A 17362-nucleotide genomic window follows, 5' to 3' on the forward strand; every position below is an offset into this window, starting at 1 on the left:
GGGTCGCATCGGGCGCCACTCCGCGTTGCCCGGCTTGCCCGCACGCGAGTGCGGGCTGCCCCGTGCGCCTTGATTGGCGCCCGATGCGACCCCTTCGCGCCCCTGGAAATAGCGTGAACAGGCCCTAGTCAAAAGAAAGGGGGCCGTCAGGCTTCCGGCACACTTGGAGCAGGGACTTTACAAAGCCTAAGCTTTGCCCTGGCGGCGGCGGCGCACACTGCTTTCAGCGCTTGCCGCGCGGGAGTTCACCATGAAGCCGCTCTGGACCCAGACCCTGGCCTGGCTTGCCGCCGCCGTGGCAGCCATCCTGCTGGCGCTGGCGACTCCCGACGGCGTGGGCGTTTCCTTCTTCGTGCGCGGCAACACGCAGCACTGAGGCCGCCGCTCAGACGTGCGTCAAGGCGGCGCGCGCCGCGCCGGCCAGGGCCGCCGTCAGCTGGTCGAGGACGACCGACTCCAGGTTCCAGCAATGCCAGTACAGCTGCACCGGCACGTGCGTACGGGGCGCCGCGTTCACCAGCTGGCCCTGCTCGATCAGGCCGCGCACCAACAGCCCCGGCACCACGCTCACGCCCCAGCCCGCCAGCACCGCGCGCACCTGGCCTTCGGAGCTCGGCACGAAGAGCTGGCGCAGCGTCACCCGCTTCAGCCCGAAGGCCTTGCCGACGAAGTCGGCCTGCATGTCGTCCTTGCGGTTGAACGCCACGAAGGGCGTGTCGCGAAAGTTGTGCGCGGTCAGGCCGTGCGGCAGGTGCGAGCGCGCGTAATCGGCCTGCGCGACCGCAACATAGTCCATCGCGCCCAGGGGCAGCACCTTGCAGCCGCGCAAGGCCTGCTTCACCGTCGTGACGCACCCCAGCACCTGGCCCTCGCGCAGCCACTCGTGGGTGAAGTCCTGGTCGTCAGTGATGATCTCCAGGGCCAGCCCCTCCCGCGCCAAGGCATCGAGCGCCGGCAGTGCCCAGGTCGCGATGCTGTCGGCGTTGACGGCGATCGGGATGCGCTCCTCGTCCTGCGCGCCACTGGCACCGGGCGCGAGCTCGCGCAGGTCGCGCTCCAGATCGGCGCGCAGCAGGCGGACCTGCTTGGCATGCTTGAGCAACAGGTGGCCGGCCGAGGTCGGCCGCAACGGCCGGCTGCGCACGACCAGCACCGTGCCCGCCTGCGCCTCGAGCGCGCGCAGCCTCTGCGATACGGCGGATTGCGTGATGCTCAGGCGCTGCGCTGCGCGCTCGAAGCCGCCTTCTTCCACGATGGCGACCAGTGCTTCCAGCGCGGCCGGGTCGAATGTCACGGACATTAGCAACTCTGATGGTTTCGCAAAGAGTTTAATTTGGCTTTTGAAATTCCGGCGCGCGCCGCAAACTGGAAGCAATGAAAACCCTCGTTCTCGGCGCCGGCATCATCGGCATCAGCACCGCGTGGCACCTGGCCGAACGCGGCCATGAAGTCGTCGTCGTGGACCGTCAGCGCGACGCCGCGCTGGAGACGAGCTTCGCCAACGCCGCGCAGATCTCGGTGAGCTACTGCGAGCCCTGGGCCAACCGGCACGCACCCGCCAAGCTGCTGAAGTGGATGTTCCGCAACGACGCGCCACTGCTGTTCCGCCCGCGCGCCGACTGGCAGCAATGGCGCTGGGGCCTGCAGTTCCTGGGCCAGTGCAATGACGCGGCCTTCGAGCGCAACGTGCAGCAGCTGGTCGCGCTCGGCGCGTACAGCCACGCGGCCTTGAAGGACGTGGTGGCGGCCACCGGCATCGACTACCACCGGCTGGAGCGCGGCATCGCCCACTTCTACACGGACCAGAAGGCCTTCGACGACGGCGCGGTGGCCGCGGGCCTGATGCAGAAGTACGGCGTCGACCGCAAGGTGGTGAGCCGGGAGGAGCTGTTCGCCATCGAGCCGGCCTTCCGCAACTTCGCCGACATCGTGGGGGGCACCTTCACCGCGAGCGACGAGAGCGGCGACGCGCGCGTGTTCACGCAGAAGCTGGCGCAGTTGTGCGCGGCGCGCGGCGTGCAGTTCCGGTTCGGGCAGGACATCGAGCGGCTGGAAACCGCGGGCGGCGCCGTGCAGGCCGTGCGCATTCGCGATCGCGACACCGGCATCGTGCAGCAGCTCAAGGCCGACGACGTGGTCGTGGCCTGCGGCTCCTACAGCGCACCGCTGCTGCGCCAGGTCGGCGTCGACCTGCCGATCTATCCCGGCAAGGGCTACAGCGCCACTTTCAAGCTGAAGCAGCCGGCCGGCGCGCCCTTCGTCAGCACGATCGACGACGAGGTGAAGGTGGCGATGAGCCGCCTCGGGGACGAGCTGCGCGTGGCCGGCACGATCGAGCTCTCCGGCTACGACGCGACGCTGGATTCGCAGCTGGCGCGCGACCGCTGCCGCATGCTGGCCGCCCGCATCGAGAAGGTGCTGCCCGGGGTGTGCGACACGCGCTTGCCGGAAGCAGGCGGCGACCCGAAGTTCTGGACCGGGCTGCGGCCCGCGACGCCGACGAACATCCCGTACATCGGCCGCACGCGCGTCGGTGGCCTGTGGGTCAACGCGGGGCACGGCACCCTGGGCTGGACACACGGGGCGGGCTCGGGCAAGGCGATGGCGGAACTGATTTCCGGGCGCAAGCCGCGCACGGCGTTTGATTTTTATGGGTACGAGAAGGGCCGGCGGGGGTTCGACGGGAAGGGCGAGTTTTCGCTCAATCCGTAAAGACATGGATGACCTCCCGGACCCGACCCCGGATCCACGACAGCGCGTATGTAAGCGCCGCATGGATTGCGGGTCAAGCCCGCAATGACAGCCTTTCGGCTCGCAACGGTCGGGTGTCTGGATGTCATCCCGGGCTTGACCCGGGATCCACGACGGCCTCTGCAGGAAGCCATGCGTGGATTGCGGGTCAAGCCCGCAATGACATGCTGGGACTCACCCGTTCAACATCCCCCACACCTTGGCCGGCGTCAACGGCATCTGCAGCTGCGCGGCTGCCTCCTTCTTCCCGGCACGGGCCAGCGCATCGGCCACCGCGTTCACCACGCTCGGCGCCGCGCCAATCGTCCCGAGCTCGCCCACGCCCTTCACCCCCAGCGGGTTGTTCTTGCAGGGCACCGTCTCGTTCATCTCCGTCACGAACTCGCAGGCCACGATGTCCGCGCGCGGTGCCGCATAGTCCATCAGGCTGCCGGTGACCGGCTGGCCGCTGTCGCCGTCGTACGCCATGTATTCCATCAGTGCCTGGCCGATGCCCTGCACGGCGCCGCCATCGAGCTGGCCGCGCACGATCATGGGATTCACCACCCGGCCGACGTCGTTGACGCTGGCATAGCGCACCACCTCCACGAGGCCGGTGGCCGGATCGATCTCGACCTCGCTGACATGGCAGCCGTTGGGCCAGCTCGGGCCGGCAACGGCGCTGGTGTGGTCGGTGAAGATGTGCTGCCCGGGTTGCCGGCTCGCGAGCTCGAACAGGCCGATGCCGAGATCGGTGCCCTGCACCGTGAAGCGGCCCGCCTGGTAGACCAGGTCTGCTGCCGCGGCCTCCAATGACCTGGCGGCCAGCTCGCGCGCCGTCTCCAGCGTCTTCTCCGCGCCCAGGTGCAGCGCCGATCCGCCGGTGAACAGCGAGCGCGAGCCGGCACTGCCGAAGCCGTCGCCGCGGTCCGTGTCCCCTAGCACGACGCGCACCTTGTCGATCGTCACGCCGAACACGTCGACCACGAGCTGCGCGAGGGTGGTCGCGATGCCTTGCCCCATCTGGTTGACGGCGGAGAACACCTCGATCATGCCGTCGGCGCGGACCTCCACGGTCACGCGCTCCTCGAAGGCCATGCCGCTGGTCCACTCGAGGAAGGTGGAGATGCCCAGCCCGCGCAACTTGCCCGCGGCCTTGCTCTGCGCGTAGCGCTGCTCGAAACCGCTCCAGTCCGCCAGATCGAGCCCTTCGTCCATGATCTTCTCGAACGCGCCGACGTCGTACACCTGGCCCATCGCATTGGTGTAAGGCATCTGTTCCGGCCGCACGAAATTGCGCCGGCGCAGCGCGATGCGGTCGATGCCGGTGGCGCGCGCCGCTTCGTCCATCAGCCGCTCCATGATGAAGATTGCCTCCGGCCGGCCCGCGCCACGATAGGCCGCCGTCACCGCGGTATTGGTCATGACGCAGCGGATGTGGAAGTCGATCGCCGGGATGTCGTAGACGCTGGTCTGCACCCAGGGGCCGACGATCATGGGGATGGTCATGCCAGTGGCCGTGGCATAGGCGCCGACGTTCGCCAGCGTGCGCAGGCGCATGCCGAGGATGCGGCCGTCCGCGCCCAGCGCCAGCTCGGCGCGCGCCTTCTGGTCGCGCCCGTGGAAGGACGACAGGAATTCCTCGCTGCGGTCGGCCACCCACTTCACCGGGCGCTTGAGCGTCCACGCGGCCCACGCTGCCGCCGCGTCTTCCGGATAGAGGCCGGTCTTCATCCCGAAGCCGCCGCCGACGTCGCCCACCGTCACGCGCACCTGCTCGCGCGGGATGCCCAGCACGTCGTTGGCCAGCGAGTTGCGCACGCCGGAGGGCATCTGGCTGCTGATGCGCAAGGTGAGGCGGCCATCGTCGGCCACCCAGGCCAGCACGGAACGCGGCTCGATGGTGAGCGCGGCAACGCGCTGGTTGACGATGGTCAGCGACACGACGTGCGCGGCGCGCGCGAAAGCTTCCTGCGTCTTCTGCACGTCGCCGAAGCGCATTTCCGCGGCGACGTTATCGGCCACGTCCGCCACGATGGCTGGTGCGCCCGGCGCGGTGGCGGCGTCGAGATCCACCACGTGCGGCAGTTCCTCGTACTCGACCCACACGGCCTCGGCCGCATCGCGGGCCTGCTGCAGCGTCTCGGCCACCACCAGCGCCACGGCCTCGCCGACAAAGCGCACGCGCTCGTGCGCCAGGGCGCGCCGGTCGGCCGTGGCCGCGGGCGAACCGTCGGCGCGCCGGAAGGCAGGGTTCGTCGGAATGGGCTTCACGCCGGCCTGCACCAGCTCGGCACCGGTGACCACCCGCACGACGCCGGGCATGGACTGCGCGTTGGCCGGGTCGATGCTGACGATGCGCGCGTGCGGATACGGCGAGCGCACGAACACCAGGCGCAGCTGCCCGACCGGTGCGAGGTCGTCGGTGTATTGCCCATGGCCCTTGAGCAGGCCTTCGTCCTCGATCCGCTTGACGGCGCGGCCGCTGCCGAAGCGGGTGGGATTGTCCAGGGTGTCGGTGGTCATGAAGGCGGAGTCTCGCGCATTTCTGCCCCGGACGGTAGCGCGCGACTCAGCGCGCGGCGGCGGCGTCCCCCGGCACCTTCGCCGCCGTCCAGCGCAGCAGGTCGATCCACATCTGCCGCATCTCGGCGTCGAGCGGCGTGCGCTGCGAATTGGGCAGCTCGATGGTCACGACCGGCACCCGTTTGTGCACGCCGCCGTAATTGCCCAGCGACCCGGGAAAGATGCCGACCTGGTCGAGGTAGAGCCGCCCCAGCCGCGAGGGCGGGACCGAGGGACCGTCGAAGTCGAGCACGCCGTACGGCGCGTGGATGGACACGATCAGGTGCGGCCTGAACTTCTCGACCTGCTCGTGCAGAAAGCGCGTCTCCGGCTCCGACAGGGGCTTCGGGCCAGGATAGCGGCGCGGGTCCTTGCCGGTGCGCTGTTGCCAGTACACCGGCGCGTCTTGCTCCCAGCGCGGGGTGGGGAAGTTGCGGTTCAGGTCGACGCCGCTGGCATTCATGCGCCGCGGCGGCCGCGCCAGCATCCCGTCCGGGTTGACGACCGGCACGAAGCGCCAATGCACCGCCTGCGGCATGTCGACGTGTTCGTCGGCGGCCAGCCGGATCCAGTGCAGCGCCACCGAGGACGAGGACAGCTCGTCGCCATGGATGCCGCCGATCACCAGGACCCGCAGCTTGCCGTCCAGCGCGCCCACGTCGCGCTGGTAGATCGGTATGCCCTGCACCGAGCGGGCGCCGCTGTCCTGCAGCTTCGTTGCTTCGCACAGCGGCTTGCTCACGTTCGGCAACTTGCCCACGAAACGATCACAGGCGCCGGGCGCCGCGGCCTGCGCGCCCCCCGCGAGCGCCAGCAATGCCGCCGCGCACCAGAACTTCTTCACTCGTGTTGCTCTCCGGGTTGGCGACGCGCTGCGATCCATCCTGCGTGCATCTTCCATCGGCCGCATCAATGCAGCAGCATCTGCGGCAGCCGCAGGAAGTTGAGGAGCAAGGCATCGAACTCGTCCGGCGCCTCGAGGTTCTGCAGATGGCCGATGCCCTTCAGCTCGTGATAGCTGCTGCGCGCGATGGCCTGCGCCATCTCCTTCATCGTCGCCGGCGTCGCACCGCGGTCATGCTCGCCAGCGACCAGCAGCGTCGGCACGTCGATGTGACCAAGGTTGCGGGTGCGGTCGAAGGTGACGAGGCATTCGAGCGCGCGGCGATACGTGGCGGCCGGCACCAGGCTCATGCAATGGGTGGCGAGCCGCACTCCCTCGGGCAGCGAACCGGGGCCGACCCGTTGCGGAATCACGGTCTGCGCCAGCTCGATCATCGACTGCCCGGCATCCAGCGCCACGCTGCGTCGCGCCACGAATTCGCGCTGCCAGTCGCCCTCGGGGTGGCCGAAGGCACTGGAGGTGCCGCACAGCACGAGACGGTTGACGAGGTCCGGCCGGCGGGCCACGACCTCCTGCGCCACCATGCCGCCCATGCCATGGCCCACCAGGACCACGCTGTCGCACTGCAGCGATTCGATCAGGCGGACGCAGCTCCCCGCCAGGCCTTTGAAAGTGTAGGGTTCGATCGGCGCGCTATGGCCGTAGCCGGGCATGTCCCAGGCCACCGCACGGAAGCCGGAAGAGGCAAGCGTTTCCACCTGCGGCGCGAAAGCGAGGTGGCCGCCGCCCGTGCCGTGCAGCATCAGCACGGTGGGGCCGCCGCCGAGGGTGGTGAAGGCCGGAGTCGAAGTCATGTGAGAAGGTGGACCTGCGTTGCAGGCGCGGGTTCGGCGGCGCGGCGGGATCGGCGTGGACCATAATACATGAAATTTCATGCAATCCGGACGCCGATGAACCCGCCGCGCAAGGCCCTGCCGCCGAGCTTTTCCGCCCAGGAATTCCGGGCCGCGCTCGGCATGTTCGCCACGGGCGTGACCATCGTGACGGCACGCACCGCCGACGGCCAGCTGATCGGCCTGACGGCCAATTCGTTCAACTCGGTGTCGCTCGCGCCGCCCCTGGTCCTGTGGAGCCTGTCGCGCGCCGCCGCCTCGATGGTGGTGTTCAGCGCCGGCTCGCATTACGCCATCAACGTGCTGGCGGCCGACCAGAAGCTGCTGGCCGAACGCTTTGCCGTGCGCGGCGGCGACCGCTTCACGGGGGTCGACTTCGCACCCGGCGCCGGCGGCGCGCCGCTGTTGCAGGGCGCGGCCGCGACCTTCGAATGCTTCAACCGCAGCCGCTACGAGGAAGGCGACCACATCATCTTCGTCGGCGAAGTGGAGCGCTGCACGCACCGCGTCGGCGCCGCGCCGCTGCTGTTCCACGGCGGCCGTTTCTACACGGAGCATCCGCTGTGAACGGGGGGCGCTTTGTCGATGACCACCTGGGTTACCTGCTCGGGCAGGCCAACCACGCCCTGTACAAGAACTTCGACTTCCACGTGCGCAAGGCGGGCCTCAGCGCGATCGAGTGGCGCGTGCTGGCGGCGCTGCATGACAGCCCGCCGCTGACCGTGAGCCAGCTTGCGCACGAAGTGCTGGCCAAGCAGCCCACCGTGACCAAGCTGGTGCAGCGCATGGCGGAGCAAGGCTGGCTCACGCTGCAGGCCGATCCGGCGGACCAGCGCCGCACGCTGGTGGGCGCCAGCGCGACCGGCCGCCGGCTGGTGCGGCCGCTGCTCGAAAAGGCGCGCGCGCACGAGTCGGAAATGCTGCGTGCCTTGGCTGCTTCCGAGCAGGCGGCACTGAAGAAGCTGCTGGCGAAACTCGCGGGCCGTTGACGCGGCACACCCGAGCGCTCAGCGCAACTGCGTCAGCCGATAGCTGAAGATATCGGCGCGATACACAGCCGTCTCGACCTGCAGCGGCTGACCGCCGACAGCACGAACCACCCGCTGGACCTTGAGCGCGGCGACCCCGGTTTCCACGCGCAGCAGCTTTGCCTCCCGCGCGCCCATCGCCTGCGCGCGGATCTCGACCTCCGCCTGCGCGATGCGCTGCCCGAGGTCGCGCTCCAGCACCTCCAGCAGGTCGCGGCCGGACACGTCGATGCGGGCGATGCGCTGGCCGATGCCGGGCGCGAAGTGCGAGACATTGACCGACAGCGGCTGCCGCTCCAGGTAGCGCAGCGTTGCCAGCTGCACCAGCTCGCTGCGCACCGGCACCTGCAGCAGGGAGGCAAGGTCGGCAGTCGCGCGCACGGTCTTCAAGGCCAGGCGCTTGCTGTGCACCGCCTGGCCCTGCTCCGCCAGCGACTCGCCCAGGCCGGCGAGCCGATCGAGTTGCTGCGAGGCACGCGGCTGCGCGACGTAGGCGCCCTTGCCCTGCAGGCGCACGATCAGGCCTTCCTTCTGGAGGTCGCCCAGGGCCTGGCGCACCGTGATGCGGCTGACGCCGTGGGTGGCCGTCAGCTCGCTTTCGGAGGGCAGCTTGGCGTGCGGCAGCAGCCGGCCTTCGAGGATGCCGGCGCGCAGCTCGTCGCGCAGGCGGGCGTAGAGTGTTTGCGGAACCTCAGCCATGGGCCGTCGGCACGGTGTTTGCTAACTTGTTCTGACTTGTCATAACAAGTACAGTGGGCGCACCGTCCCGATGCGCCGGTTTCCCAAGCAAGGAGCTGAACATGCTGATGCGACCTCTTCTGAACACCTTGGTCCTGGGCGGCGCGCTGGCGCTGCCCTCCCTGCACGCGCAGACGTACCCGGCCAAGCCGGTGACGGTCATTGTGCCCTTTGCCGCCGGTGGCGGTGTCGACGCCACGGCGCGCCTGATCCTGCCGAAACTGGCGGAGATCCTGAAGCAGCCGGTGGTGATCGACAACGTGGCCGGCGCCGCCGGCACGATCGGTGCGGACAAGGCGGCCAAGGCCAGGCCCGACGGCTACACGCTGCTGTTCGCCGTCGCCAGTCCGCTCAACGTCGCGCCGCTGGTGGCGCCCGCCGCGGTGCGCTACGACACCTTCAAGGACTTCACGCCGCTGGCCATCGTGGCGGTCGGACCCTTCGTGCTGATCGGCCGCAACACGCTGCCGGCGGCCAATACGGCCGAACTGGTGCGCCTGGTGCGCGCGCGCCCGGGGAAGCTGAACTTCGGCACCGATGGCGTGGGCACCTCGCTGCACGTCACCGCGGAGACGATCCGCCAGCGGGCCGGCCTCGACATGGTGCATGTGCCGTACAAGTCGGGGCCGCAGGTGCTGACCGACGTGGCCGGCGGCCAGGTGGACCTGGCGGTGCTGCCGCTCACCCTGGCGCAGCCCTATATCCGCGAGGGCAAGGTGCGCGCCTATGGCGTCACCACCGCCAGGCGCTGGCCGGGATTTCCGGAGGTGCCGGCGCTGGCCGAAACGCCGGAACTGAAGGGGCTGGACATCGAGTCGTGGCTCGGCCTGCTAGGCCCCGCCCATCTGCCGCCGCAAGTGACAGCCACCCTCGTGGGCGCGCTGGAACAGGCGATGAAGGACCCGGAGATCGCCCGCCGGCTGGCCGAGATCGCCAACCGTCCCAGCGTGATCGCGGGACCGCAGTTTGCCGACTACCTGGCGCGCGAGCGCAAGCAGGTGCAGGAGGTCGTCACGCGCGCCAACATCAAGGTGGAGTGAGGCGATGCTGGCGAGCGCGGTGGCCGTTCTGCTGGCCGGCTGGTTGATCGGCGCGACCGGCATCGGCGGCGTGCTGGTGGTGCCGGTGCTCAACCAGCTGCAGGGCATCCCGCTGCCGCAGGCGATCGGTGCCGCCTCGCTCGCGTTCGCGCTGCCGGGGCTGGCGGCCGCCTGGCGTCTGCACCGCGGTGGCACGCCGCTGCCCGCCGGCACGCTCACCCTCACGCTCGCCTCCTTGCCGGGCGCAGCGCTGGGAGCGCTGCTGGTGCATCGCGTTTCGCCGCACTGGCTGCTCGCGGGCCTGGCGGCGCTGGCGCTCGCCAGCGGCGTGTGGGGCTTGCGTCGCCGGCCATCGCTGCACGACCGGGCACCGCTGCCCATGGCGGCGATGGCTGCGCTCGGCGTGGGCGTGGGCCTGGGCTCCGCCCTGACCGGTACCGGCGGCCCCGTGCTGCTGGTGCCTTTGCTGATGCTGTTGCACCAACCCCTGCGCACCACGGTCCCGGTGGCGCAAGCCATCCAGCTGCCCGTCGCCCTGTGTGCCGCTGCCGGCCATGCCTGCGCCGGGGCACTGGACTGGCGGCTGGCTCTCGTCCTGGGCGTGGTGCTGCTGGCCGGCGCGCTGGCCGGTCAATGGGCCGCCCCGCGCACTCCGGCGCTCGCCCTGCACCGGCTGGTCTGCCTCCTCCTGATCCTCACCGGCGCCTGGTATGGCTGGCGCCTCTGGTCCTGACATGAACCTCGCTGTGCTGACTCCTGATGCTTTCGAGCGCGACGAACTGCTGCTGTTGCCCGAGCAACTGCTGCTGCCCACGGGCTGCGTGCGCGAGCACGCGGTGGTGGTGCGCGGCGGCCGCTTCGTGCGCGTGGGACCGGCGGCCGCGGTGCGCGCCGAGTTTCCGCAACTGGCCGCACTGGAACTGCCGCAGCGCCTCCTGATGCCCGGGCTGATCGATGCCCACACGCACCTGACGCAGTCGCTCGGCAAGGCACTGGCCTTCGGCGAGCCGTCGGAAATCTTTCGCCGCATCTGGGTGCCCATGGAGCAGACACTGCGCGAGGAAGCCGCCTGGCTCAGCGCCAAGCTCGCCGCGCTGGAGGCGCTTCGCGGCGGCTTCACGACGGTGGTCGATGCCGGCACGCGCTCCGAGGAAGGCCTGGCGGCGGTGGCGCGGGCAGCGCACGAGGCGGGGATCCGCTGCGTGCTGGCGCGTACCTGCAACGACCTGGCAGCACCGCCAGGCGCGGATCCCTACGAGCCGCTGCTGCGTGCTGCGGAGGCCCACCTGGCGCGCTACGAGCACGACCCGCTCGTGCATCCCTCGCTCGCGGTGTCGATCCCCGAAGTTGCCAGCGACCGCATGCTGGCTCGCGTCTCCGCGCTGGTGCGCGAAGCCGGACGCATCTTCCAGACGCACGCCAACGAACACCTGGTGGCGGTGGAGCGTTCGCTGGTCGCGCGGGGCTTGCGTCCCATCGAGCTGCTGGCCGCCTGCGATGCGCTGCACGCCAGCACGCTGCTGGCGCATGCGACGCTGCTGACCCCCTCGGAGCTCTCGCTGCTCGCGGACACGGGCACGGCCGTCGCCTACAACCCGGTGGCCAGCGCGTGGAAGGGCAATGCGGTGCTCGATGCGATCCAGCTGCACGAACGCGGCGTCCCGTTCGCGCTGGGCACCGACGGCACCCGCTACGACGGCTTCCGTCTGCTGGATGCCGCCGAGACCGCACAGCGGCTTGCCTACGGTCTGGCGCGCGGTGACTCCTCCTGCGGCGGTGGCTGGTTGTGGCTGGACCACGGCACCCACCGTGGCGCCCGTGCCGCCGGCCTGCAGGGCGTGACCGGTGCCATTGCCGAAGGCCTGGAGGCCGACTTCCTGCTGCTCGACCTGGACGTGCCCGAGATGCAACCGAGCTGGGACCTCAGCTGGGAGCTGGTGCGCCTGGCCGACCGCAGCCAGATCGAGGCGGTGTTCGTGCGCGGTGTGTTGCGCTTGTGGCAAGGCTGGCCGCTCGCGTGGGACGCGCGCGCGCTGTTGCAGCAGGTGCGCGCGGTGGCGCGCGAGGACATCGCGCGCGCGCCGATCCAGCGTGTGCATCCGACGGCCGACGAGCACCGGCGGCGCAGCGCAGGATAGTTGACGCGCAGGGACACTAACATCGCGCGATGCGCCAACGAAAAGAACATCTCGACGCCCTCGCTACCGGTCTCCTCGTTGCCTGCTGCCTGTTCTGGGGTTTCCAGCAGATCCTGATCAAGACGACCGTCGTCGAGGTGCCGCCGCTCTGGCAAGCAGCCCTGCGCTTCGTCGGCGCCACCGTGCTGCTGTGGTTGTGGTGCGCCTGGCGCGGCGTGAAGCTGTTCGAGGCCGACGGCACCCTGCCGGCAGGGCTGCTGGCCGGCCTGCTCTTTGCCGGCGAGTTCACCTGCATCTATCTCGGACTGCGCGACACGGCGGCATCGCGCCTGACGGTGTTCCTCTACACCTCGCCCTTCGTGGTCGCGATCCTGCTGCCGCGGGTGGTTCCGTCCGAGCGGCTGCGCCCGGTGCAGTGGGTCGGCCTGGGCATCGCCTTCGCCGCCGTGGCCTTTGCCTTCAGCGAGGGCTTCACCGGCCACAGCACGCCGCGGCAGCTGCGCGGCGACGCGCTGGCACTGACGGCGGGCATGCTCTGGGGCCTGACCACGCTGGTGATCCGCGGCTCCAAGATGGCGACGGCCAGCGCCGAGAAGACCTTGTTCTACCAGGTGGCCGTCACGGCGGTGGTAGCGCCACTGCTCTCCGCCGCCCTGGGCGAGAACTGGTCGCTGCACTACTCCGCTTACGCCTGGTTGTCGCTGTCGCTGCAGACCGCGATCGGCGCCTTCGCGAGCTACCTGGCGTGGATGTGGATGCTGCGGCACTACCCGGCAACGCAGCTGTCCTCCTTCACCTTCCTGGCACCCTTGTTCGCGCTGCTGTTCGGCGTGATGCTGCTGGGCGAACGGTTGACGCCGCAACTGATGCTGGCGCTGGCGGCCGTGGCCGTGGGGATCGTGCTGGTAAATCGCAGGGGGACGCGGGCGCGCGTCTGAGGTGCTTCAGCTGTGGGCGCTGAAGCGGATGGCTGGCGTCAATGTATTGGATGTCATTGCGGGCTCGACCCGCAATCCACGACTGCGCGTGATCAACCGCCGCATGGATCCCGGGTCAAGCCCGGGATGACATCCAGACATCCAGACATCCGGGAGGACGTCACCCCCGCGCGCGTTCGCGGGCAAACTCCACGTACCACCCCAGGCAATCCGGATTCGCCATCGCATCCCGGTTCACCACCTTCTCCACCGGCTGTCCCAGCAGCAGCTTCTTCACCGGCAGCTCCTGCTTCTTGCCGGAGAGCGTGCGCGGGATCTCGGGCACCTGCAGGATCGCGTCGGGCACGAAGCGGGGGCTGAGCGCGGTGCGGATCGCGCCGGCGATCTTCGTCTTGATCGCCTCGTCCAGCGCCACGCCCGCGCGCAGCACCACGAACAGCGGCATGTAGCTCTCGCGTCCCAGGTACTCGAGGTCCACCACCAGCGAGTCGAGCACCTCGGGCAGCGCCTCCACCGCGCTGTACAGCTCGCTGGTGCCCATGCGCAGGCCGTGGCGGTTGATGGTGGCATCGCTGCGGCCGTAGATGATGCAGCCGCCCTCGGGCGTGACCTTCAGCCAGTCGCCATGGCGCCAGACCCCCGGGTACATGTCGAAGTAGCTCGCCTGATAACGGCTGCCGTCCGGGTCGTTCCAGAAATACAGCGGCATCGAGGGAAGCGGTTGGGTGCACACCAGTTCGCCGACTTCGCCGATCACCGGCTGGCCGTGCTCGTTCCAGGCTTGCACGGCGCAACCCAGCTCACGGCACTGCATCACGCCGGCTTGCTGCGGCAGCTCCCGGTTGCCACCGATGAAGGCCCCCGCGAAGTCGGTGCCGCCGGAGATGTTGCACCACCAGATGTCCGGGATGCCCAGGGCCGCGAACTGGCGCGTGCCCCAGCGCTGCACCTCCTCGGACAGCGGTGAGCCCGTGGCGCCGAGGGCGCGCACGCGGGCCAGCCCCAGATAGCGCGAGAGATCGATGCCGGCCTTCATGCAGTTGCCGAAGAAGGCGGCGCCCGCACCGAAGAAGGTGACGCCCAGTTCGGCGGCGAAGCGCCACAGCACGCCCCAGTCCGGCTGCTCCTTGCTGCCGCCCGGATTGCCGTCGTAAATGCAGCAGGTGGTGCCCGAGAGCAGTCCCACGAGTTGCGTGTTCCACATCACCCAGCCCGTGGAGCTGTACCAGTGGAAGCGCTCGCCCCAGCTGTTCGGGTCGTAGCTGCAGCCGATGTCGTTGTGCAGCGCGCACGCGGTCATCATCACCAGCACGACGCCGCCATGGCCGTGCACGATCGGCTTGGGCAGCCCGGTGGTGCCGCTGGAATACACGATCCACAGCGGATGATCGAAGGGCAGCCAGAGCGGCGTAAAGGCATCGACCTGCGCGCCCGTGCGCGCGCAGGCCTCGGCCAGGTCGCCGCATCCGGGCAGCGCTGGCGCCGCGAGCCCCAGGTTGCGATGGAGCAGCACGTGCGTCAGCGTCGGCAAGGCGGCCTTGAGTTCCGCCACGACGGCGGTGCGGTCGTGGTCGCGCCCGCCATAGCGCACTCCGTCGCACGCGATCAGCATCTTCGGCTCGATCTGGCGGAAGCGATCGAGCACCGCGTTCGTTCCCATGTCGGGGGCGCAAATGCTCCACACGCCACCCAGGCTCGCCACCGCCAGGAAGGCGACCATCGCCTCCGGCACATTGGGCAGGTAGGCGGCCACGCGGTCGCCGGGCTGCAGTCCCTGCTCGCGCAGGTGCAGCGCCAGCGACGCGGCCTGCCGCCGCAGCTCGGGCCAGGACAGCTCGCGCTGTACGCCCTGCTCGTTGCGGCTGATCACCGCCGGAAAGCCCGCTGCATGCGCCGGCTGCACGTGACGGAACACCTGCTGCGCGTAATTGACCTGCGCGCCCTCGAACCAGCGCGCGCCGGGCATGCGCGCGTCGGCCAGCACCTCGGTGTGCGGCGTCGGCGACTGCAGCTCGAAGTAGTCCCACATGCTTTGCCAGAAGGCCGGCAGGTCGCGCACGGACCACTCCCACAGCTGCTGGTAATCGTCGAAGGCAAGGCCGCGCGTGGCGCGCAGCCACTGCTGGTAAAGGCGGATGCGGGGAACGTAAGGTGCTGCTTGCATGAGCGCGAACTTAGCATCCGGTCATCGGCCGCCCAACCGAGCTTTTCCCAGTGCGCTGCCGGGATCACCCTGTCTCCCGCTTCCTTGCACGGCACCGGCATTGCTCCTAGCATCGCCCGGTTCACGACACACCAAGGAGTGCCTGCGATGGGAATGTTCGACTGGACGGAGCGGCCGGCCACGGTGCTGCAGCAGGGCGGCGTGATCGCGCCCGACGAGCGCCTGCCGTGGCCGCAGACCGCGGCCATGGGCGTGCAGCACGTGATCGCGATGTTCGGCTCCACCGTGCTCGCGCCCATCCTCATGGGGTTCGATCCGAACATCGCCATCCTCATGAGCGGCATCGGCACGCTGATCTTCTTTGTGATCACCGGCGGTCGCGTGCCGAGCTACCTCGGATCGAGCTTCGCCTTCATCGGCGTGGTGATCGCCGCCAGCGGCTATGCCGGCAAGGGGCCCAACGGGAACATCGCGCTGGCCCTGGGCGGCATCATCGCCTGCGGCGTCGTCTATGCATTGATCGGCGCACTCGTGCAGGCAGTGGGCACGCGCTGGATCGAGCGCTTCATGCCGCCGGTGGTGACCGGCGCGGTCGTGGCGGTGATCGGGCTCAATCTCGCGAGCATCCCCGTGAAGAACATGGCGGCCGGCAATTTCGACAGCTGGATGCAGGCCGTGACCTTCCTGTGCGTCGGGCTGGTCGCGGTGCTGACGCGGGGCATGGTGCAGCGACTGCTGATCCTGGTGGGGCTGCTGCTGGCCAGCGTGATCTACGGCGTGCTCACCAACGGCATGGGGCTGGGCAAGGCGATCGATTTCTCCGGCATCGCGCAGGCGGCCTGGATCGGCGCGCCGGCCTTCGGGGCACCGGTGTTCAGCGGGCCCGCGATGCTGCTGATCGTGCCGGTGGCGATCATCCTGGTGGCCGAGAACCTGGGCCACATCAAGGCCGTGACCGCCATGACCGGCCGCAACCTCGACCAGTACATGGGCCGTGCGTTCATCGGCGATGGCGTCGCCACCGTGGTGAGCGGCTTCGCGGGCGGCCCCGGCGTGACCACGTATGCCGAGAACATCGGCGTGATGGCGGCCACCAAGATCTATTCGACCGCGGTGTTCCTGTTTGCCGCGATCATCGCCGTGGTGCTGGGCTTCTCGCCGAAGTTCGGTGCCGTGATCCAGGCGATCCCGCTACCGGTGATGGGCGGGGTGAGCATCGTGGTGTTCGGATTGATCGCCGTCGCTGGCGCGAAGATCTGGGTCGACAACCGCGTCGACTTCTCGCAGAACCGCAACCTGATCGTCGCGGCCATCACGCTGGTGCTCGGGACGGGCGATTTCACGCTGGCGTTTGGCGGGTTCAAGCTGGGTGGCATTGGCACGGCGACGTTTGGCGCGATCCTGCTGTATGCGGTGTTGAATCGCAGCACTTCCACCGGGGTGTCGGTGGCGGACGCGCCGCATGTGGAGACGCCGGCGGCGAATCCGCGGCGCTAGCTCCCCGGCTGTCCCGGATGTCGTTGCGGACTCGACCCGCAATCCGCGGGATGTCATTGCGGGCTTGACCCGCAATCCAGGCGGCGCGTGATCAGGCGCAGCATGGATCCCGGGTCAAGCCCGGGATGACATCCTTCGCGCATGGGCTGACATCCTTCGCGCCCGGCATGAGATCCTCGCGCCGGGGATCGAATCCTTCCATTCAATCTTCCCCCGCCCGCTGCAGCCGCTCGCTCTTCCAGTACACGTCGTCGCCGCCATTCATGCGGTTGAACACGCGCGCCAGCACGAACAGCAGGTCCGATAGCCGATTGAGATAGTGCCGTGGCGCATCGCGCAGCGGCTCGCGTGCACCCAGCGCCACCACGGCGCGTTCGGCGCGGCGCGCGACGGTACGGCACACGTGCGCCTGCGCCGCGGCGCGGCTGCCGGCCGGCAGGATGAATTCCTGCAGGCGCGGCAGGTCGTCGTTGTAGGCAGCGAGTGCCTCGTCGAGCGCCAGCACCGCATCCGCCTTCAGCAGTTCGAACCCCGGGATCGACAGCTCGCCCCCGAGATTGAACAGCTGGTGCTGGATCTCCACGAGCAGCTCGCGCGCGGCGGCCGGCAGCGGCTCGCACAGCAGCAGCCCCACCTGCGAATTGAGCTCGTCGACCTCGCCCATCGCATGCACGCGCAAATGGTCCTTGGAGACGCGCGTGTTGTCGCCGAGGCCGGTGGTGCCGTCGTCGCCGGTGCGTGTCGCGATCTGGGTCAGCCGCTTGCCCATGCCGTTCTCCTGGTGAGC

16 protein-coding genes are annotated in these 17362 nt (G+C 69.4%); 9 read left to right on the top strand and 7 right to left on the bottom strand.

The window, feature by feature from the left end:
- Positions 1 to 250 precede the first annotated feature (250 nt).
- The gene (locus tag JWP60_RS13970; protein ID WP_299792261.1) at positions 251 to 376 is read left to right on the top strand and encodes a hypothetical protein; all 126 of its coding nucleotides are present in this window, start codon (positions 251 to 253) and stop codon (positions 374 to 376) included.
- A gap of 9 nt (positions 377 to 385) precedes the next feature.
- Here the strand turns inward: JWP60_RS13970 and JWP60_RS13975 are convergent, their stop codons facing one another.
- Positions 386 to 1300: a LysR family transcriptional regulator ArgP gene (locus tag JWP60_RS13975; protein WP_299792264.1), complete on the bottom strand. Its 915-nt coding sequence runs from the start codon at positions 1298 to 1300 to the stop codon at positions 386 to 388.
- A gap of 74 nt (positions 1301 to 1374) precedes the next feature.
- On the opposite strand from JWP60_RS13975, the gene JWP60_RS13980 reads away from it, so the two are divergent.
- The gene (locus tag JWP60_RS13980) at positions 1375 to 2712 is read left to right on the top strand and encodes a D-amino acid dehydrogenase (protein ID WP_299792267.1); all 1338 of its coding nucleotides are present in this window, start codon (positions 1375 to 1377) and stop codon (positions 2710 to 2712) included.
- 213 nt (positions 2713 to 2925) lie between these two features.
- Here the strand turns inward: JWP60_RS13980 and JWP60_RS13985 are convergent, their stop codons facing one another.
- The 3 genes from JWP60_RS13985 to JWP60_RS13995 form a co-directional block, all read right to left on the bottom strand.
- Positions 2926 to 5256 (bottom strand): xanthine dehydrogenase family protein molybdopterin-binding subunit, encoded by a 2331-nt coding sequence (locus tag JWP60_RS13985; RefSeq protein ID WP_299792270.1) that lies wholly within the window; start codon positions 5254 to 5256, stop codon positions 2926 to 2928.
- Positions 5257 to 5302: 46 nt separating this feature from the next.
- A complete protein-coding gene (locus tag JWP60_RS13990) occupies positions 5303 to 6139 on the bottom strand; it encodes a M14 family zinc carboxypeptidase (RefSeq protein WP_299792273.1) in 837 nt (278 codons plus the stop codon).
- Between the two features lie 65 nt (positions 6140 to 6204).
- The gene (locus JWP60_RS13995) at positions 6205 to 6993 is read right to left on the bottom strand and encodes an alpha/beta hydrolase (RefSeq protein ID WP_299792276.1); all 789 of its coding nucleotides are present in this window, start codon (positions 6991 to 6993) and stop codon (positions 6205 to 6207) included.
- A 96-nt stretch (positions 6994 to 7089) separates the two neighbouring features.
- Between JWP60_RS13995 and JWP60_RS14000 the strand changes: the two genes are divergently transcribed.
- Together JWP60_RS14000 and JWP60_RS14005 are read left to right on the top strand one after the other, a co-directional pair.
- Positions 7090 to 7599, top strand: a complete 510-nt coding sequence (locus JWP60_RS14000) for a flavin reductase family protein (RefSeq protein ID WP_299792340.1) — start codon at positions 7090 to 7092, stop codon at positions 7597 to 7599.
- Entirely contained in the window at positions 7596 to 8021 is a 426-nt protein-coding gene (locus tag JWP60_RS14005) for a MarR family transcriptional regulator (RefSeq protein ID WP_299792279.1), read from the top strand. The genes JWP60_RS14000 and JWP60_RS14005 overlap by 4 nt, the downstream gene beginning before the upstream one ends.
- Before the next feature lie 18 nt (positions 8022 to 8039).
- Here the strand turns inward: JWP60_RS14005 and JWP60_RS14010 are convergent, their stop codons facing one another.
- Positions 8040 to 8759: a GntR family transcriptional regulator gene (locus tag JWP60_RS14010; RefSeq protein ID WP_299792282.1), complete on the bottom strand. Its 720-nt coding sequence runs from the start codon at positions 8757 to 8759 to the stop codon at positions 8040 to 8042.
- Positions 8760 to 8860: 101 nt separating this feature from the next.
- Here JWP60_RS14010 and JWP60_RS14015 point away from each other — a divergent pair, with 101 nt between their 5' ends.
- From JWP60_RS14015 to JWP60_RS14030, 4 genes are read left to right on the top strand one after another with little or no spacing between them, the layout of a single operon-like run.
- Entirely contained in the window at positions 8861 to 9838 is a 978-nt protein-coding gene (locus tag JWP60_RS14015; protein ID WP_299792285.1) for a tripartite tricarboxylate transporter substrate binding protein, read from the top strand.
- A gap of 4 nt (positions 9839 to 9842) precedes the next feature.
- Positions 9843 to 10571: a sulfite exporter TauE/SafE family protein gene (locus JWP60_RS14020; protein WP_299792288.1), complete on the top strand. Its 729-nt coding sequence runs from the start codon at positions 9843 to 9845 to the stop codon at positions 10569 to 10571.
- Position 10572: 1 nt separating this feature from the next.
- Entirely contained in the window at positions 10573 to 11976 is a 1404-nt protein-coding gene (locus JWP60_RS14025; RefSeq protein WP_299792291.1) for an amidohydrolase family protein, read from the top strand.
- 29 nt (positions 11977 to 12005) lie between these two features.
- A complete protein-coding gene (locus tag JWP60_RS14030) occupies positions 12006 to 12914 on the top strand; it encodes a DMT family transporter (protein ID WP_299792294.1) in 909 nt (302 codons plus the stop codon).
- 160 nt (positions 12915 to 13074) lie between these two features.
- On the opposite strand, the gene JWP60_RS14035 is transcribed toward JWP60_RS14030, so the two are convergent.
- Positions 13075 to 15078 carry an acetoacetate--CoA ligase gene (locus JWP60_RS14035; RefSeq protein WP_299792297.1) on the bottom strand — a complete coding sequence of 668 codons (2004 nt, stop codon included), beginning with the start codon at positions 15076 to 15078 and terminating at the stop codon, positions 13075 to 13077.
- Between the two features lie 147 nt (positions 15079 to 15225).
- Here JWP60_RS14035 and JWP60_RS14040 point away from each other — a divergent pair, with 147 nt between their 5' ends.
- Entirely contained in the window at positions 15226 to 16575 is a 1350-nt protein-coding gene (locus JWP60_RS14040; RefSeq protein WP_299792300.1) for a solute carrier family 23 protein, read from the top strand.
- 202 nt (positions 16576 to 16777) lie between these two features.
- On the opposite strand, the gene JWP60_RS14045 is transcribed toward JWP60_RS14040, so the two are convergent.
- Positions 16778 to 17344, bottom strand: coding sequence for a cob(I)yrinic acid a,c-diamide adenosyltransferase (locus tag JWP60_RS14045; protein WP_299792343.1), 567 nt, complete (start codon positions 17342 to 17344; stop codon positions 16778 to 16780).
- Positions 17345 to 17362 lie beyond the last annotated feature (18 nt).

Source organism: Ramlibacter sp., from assembly GCF_028291745.1.
In the GTDB taxonomy this organism is placed as follows: domain Bacteria; phylum Pseudomonadota; class Gammaproteobacteria; order Burkholderiales; family Burkholderiaceae_C; genus Ramlibacter.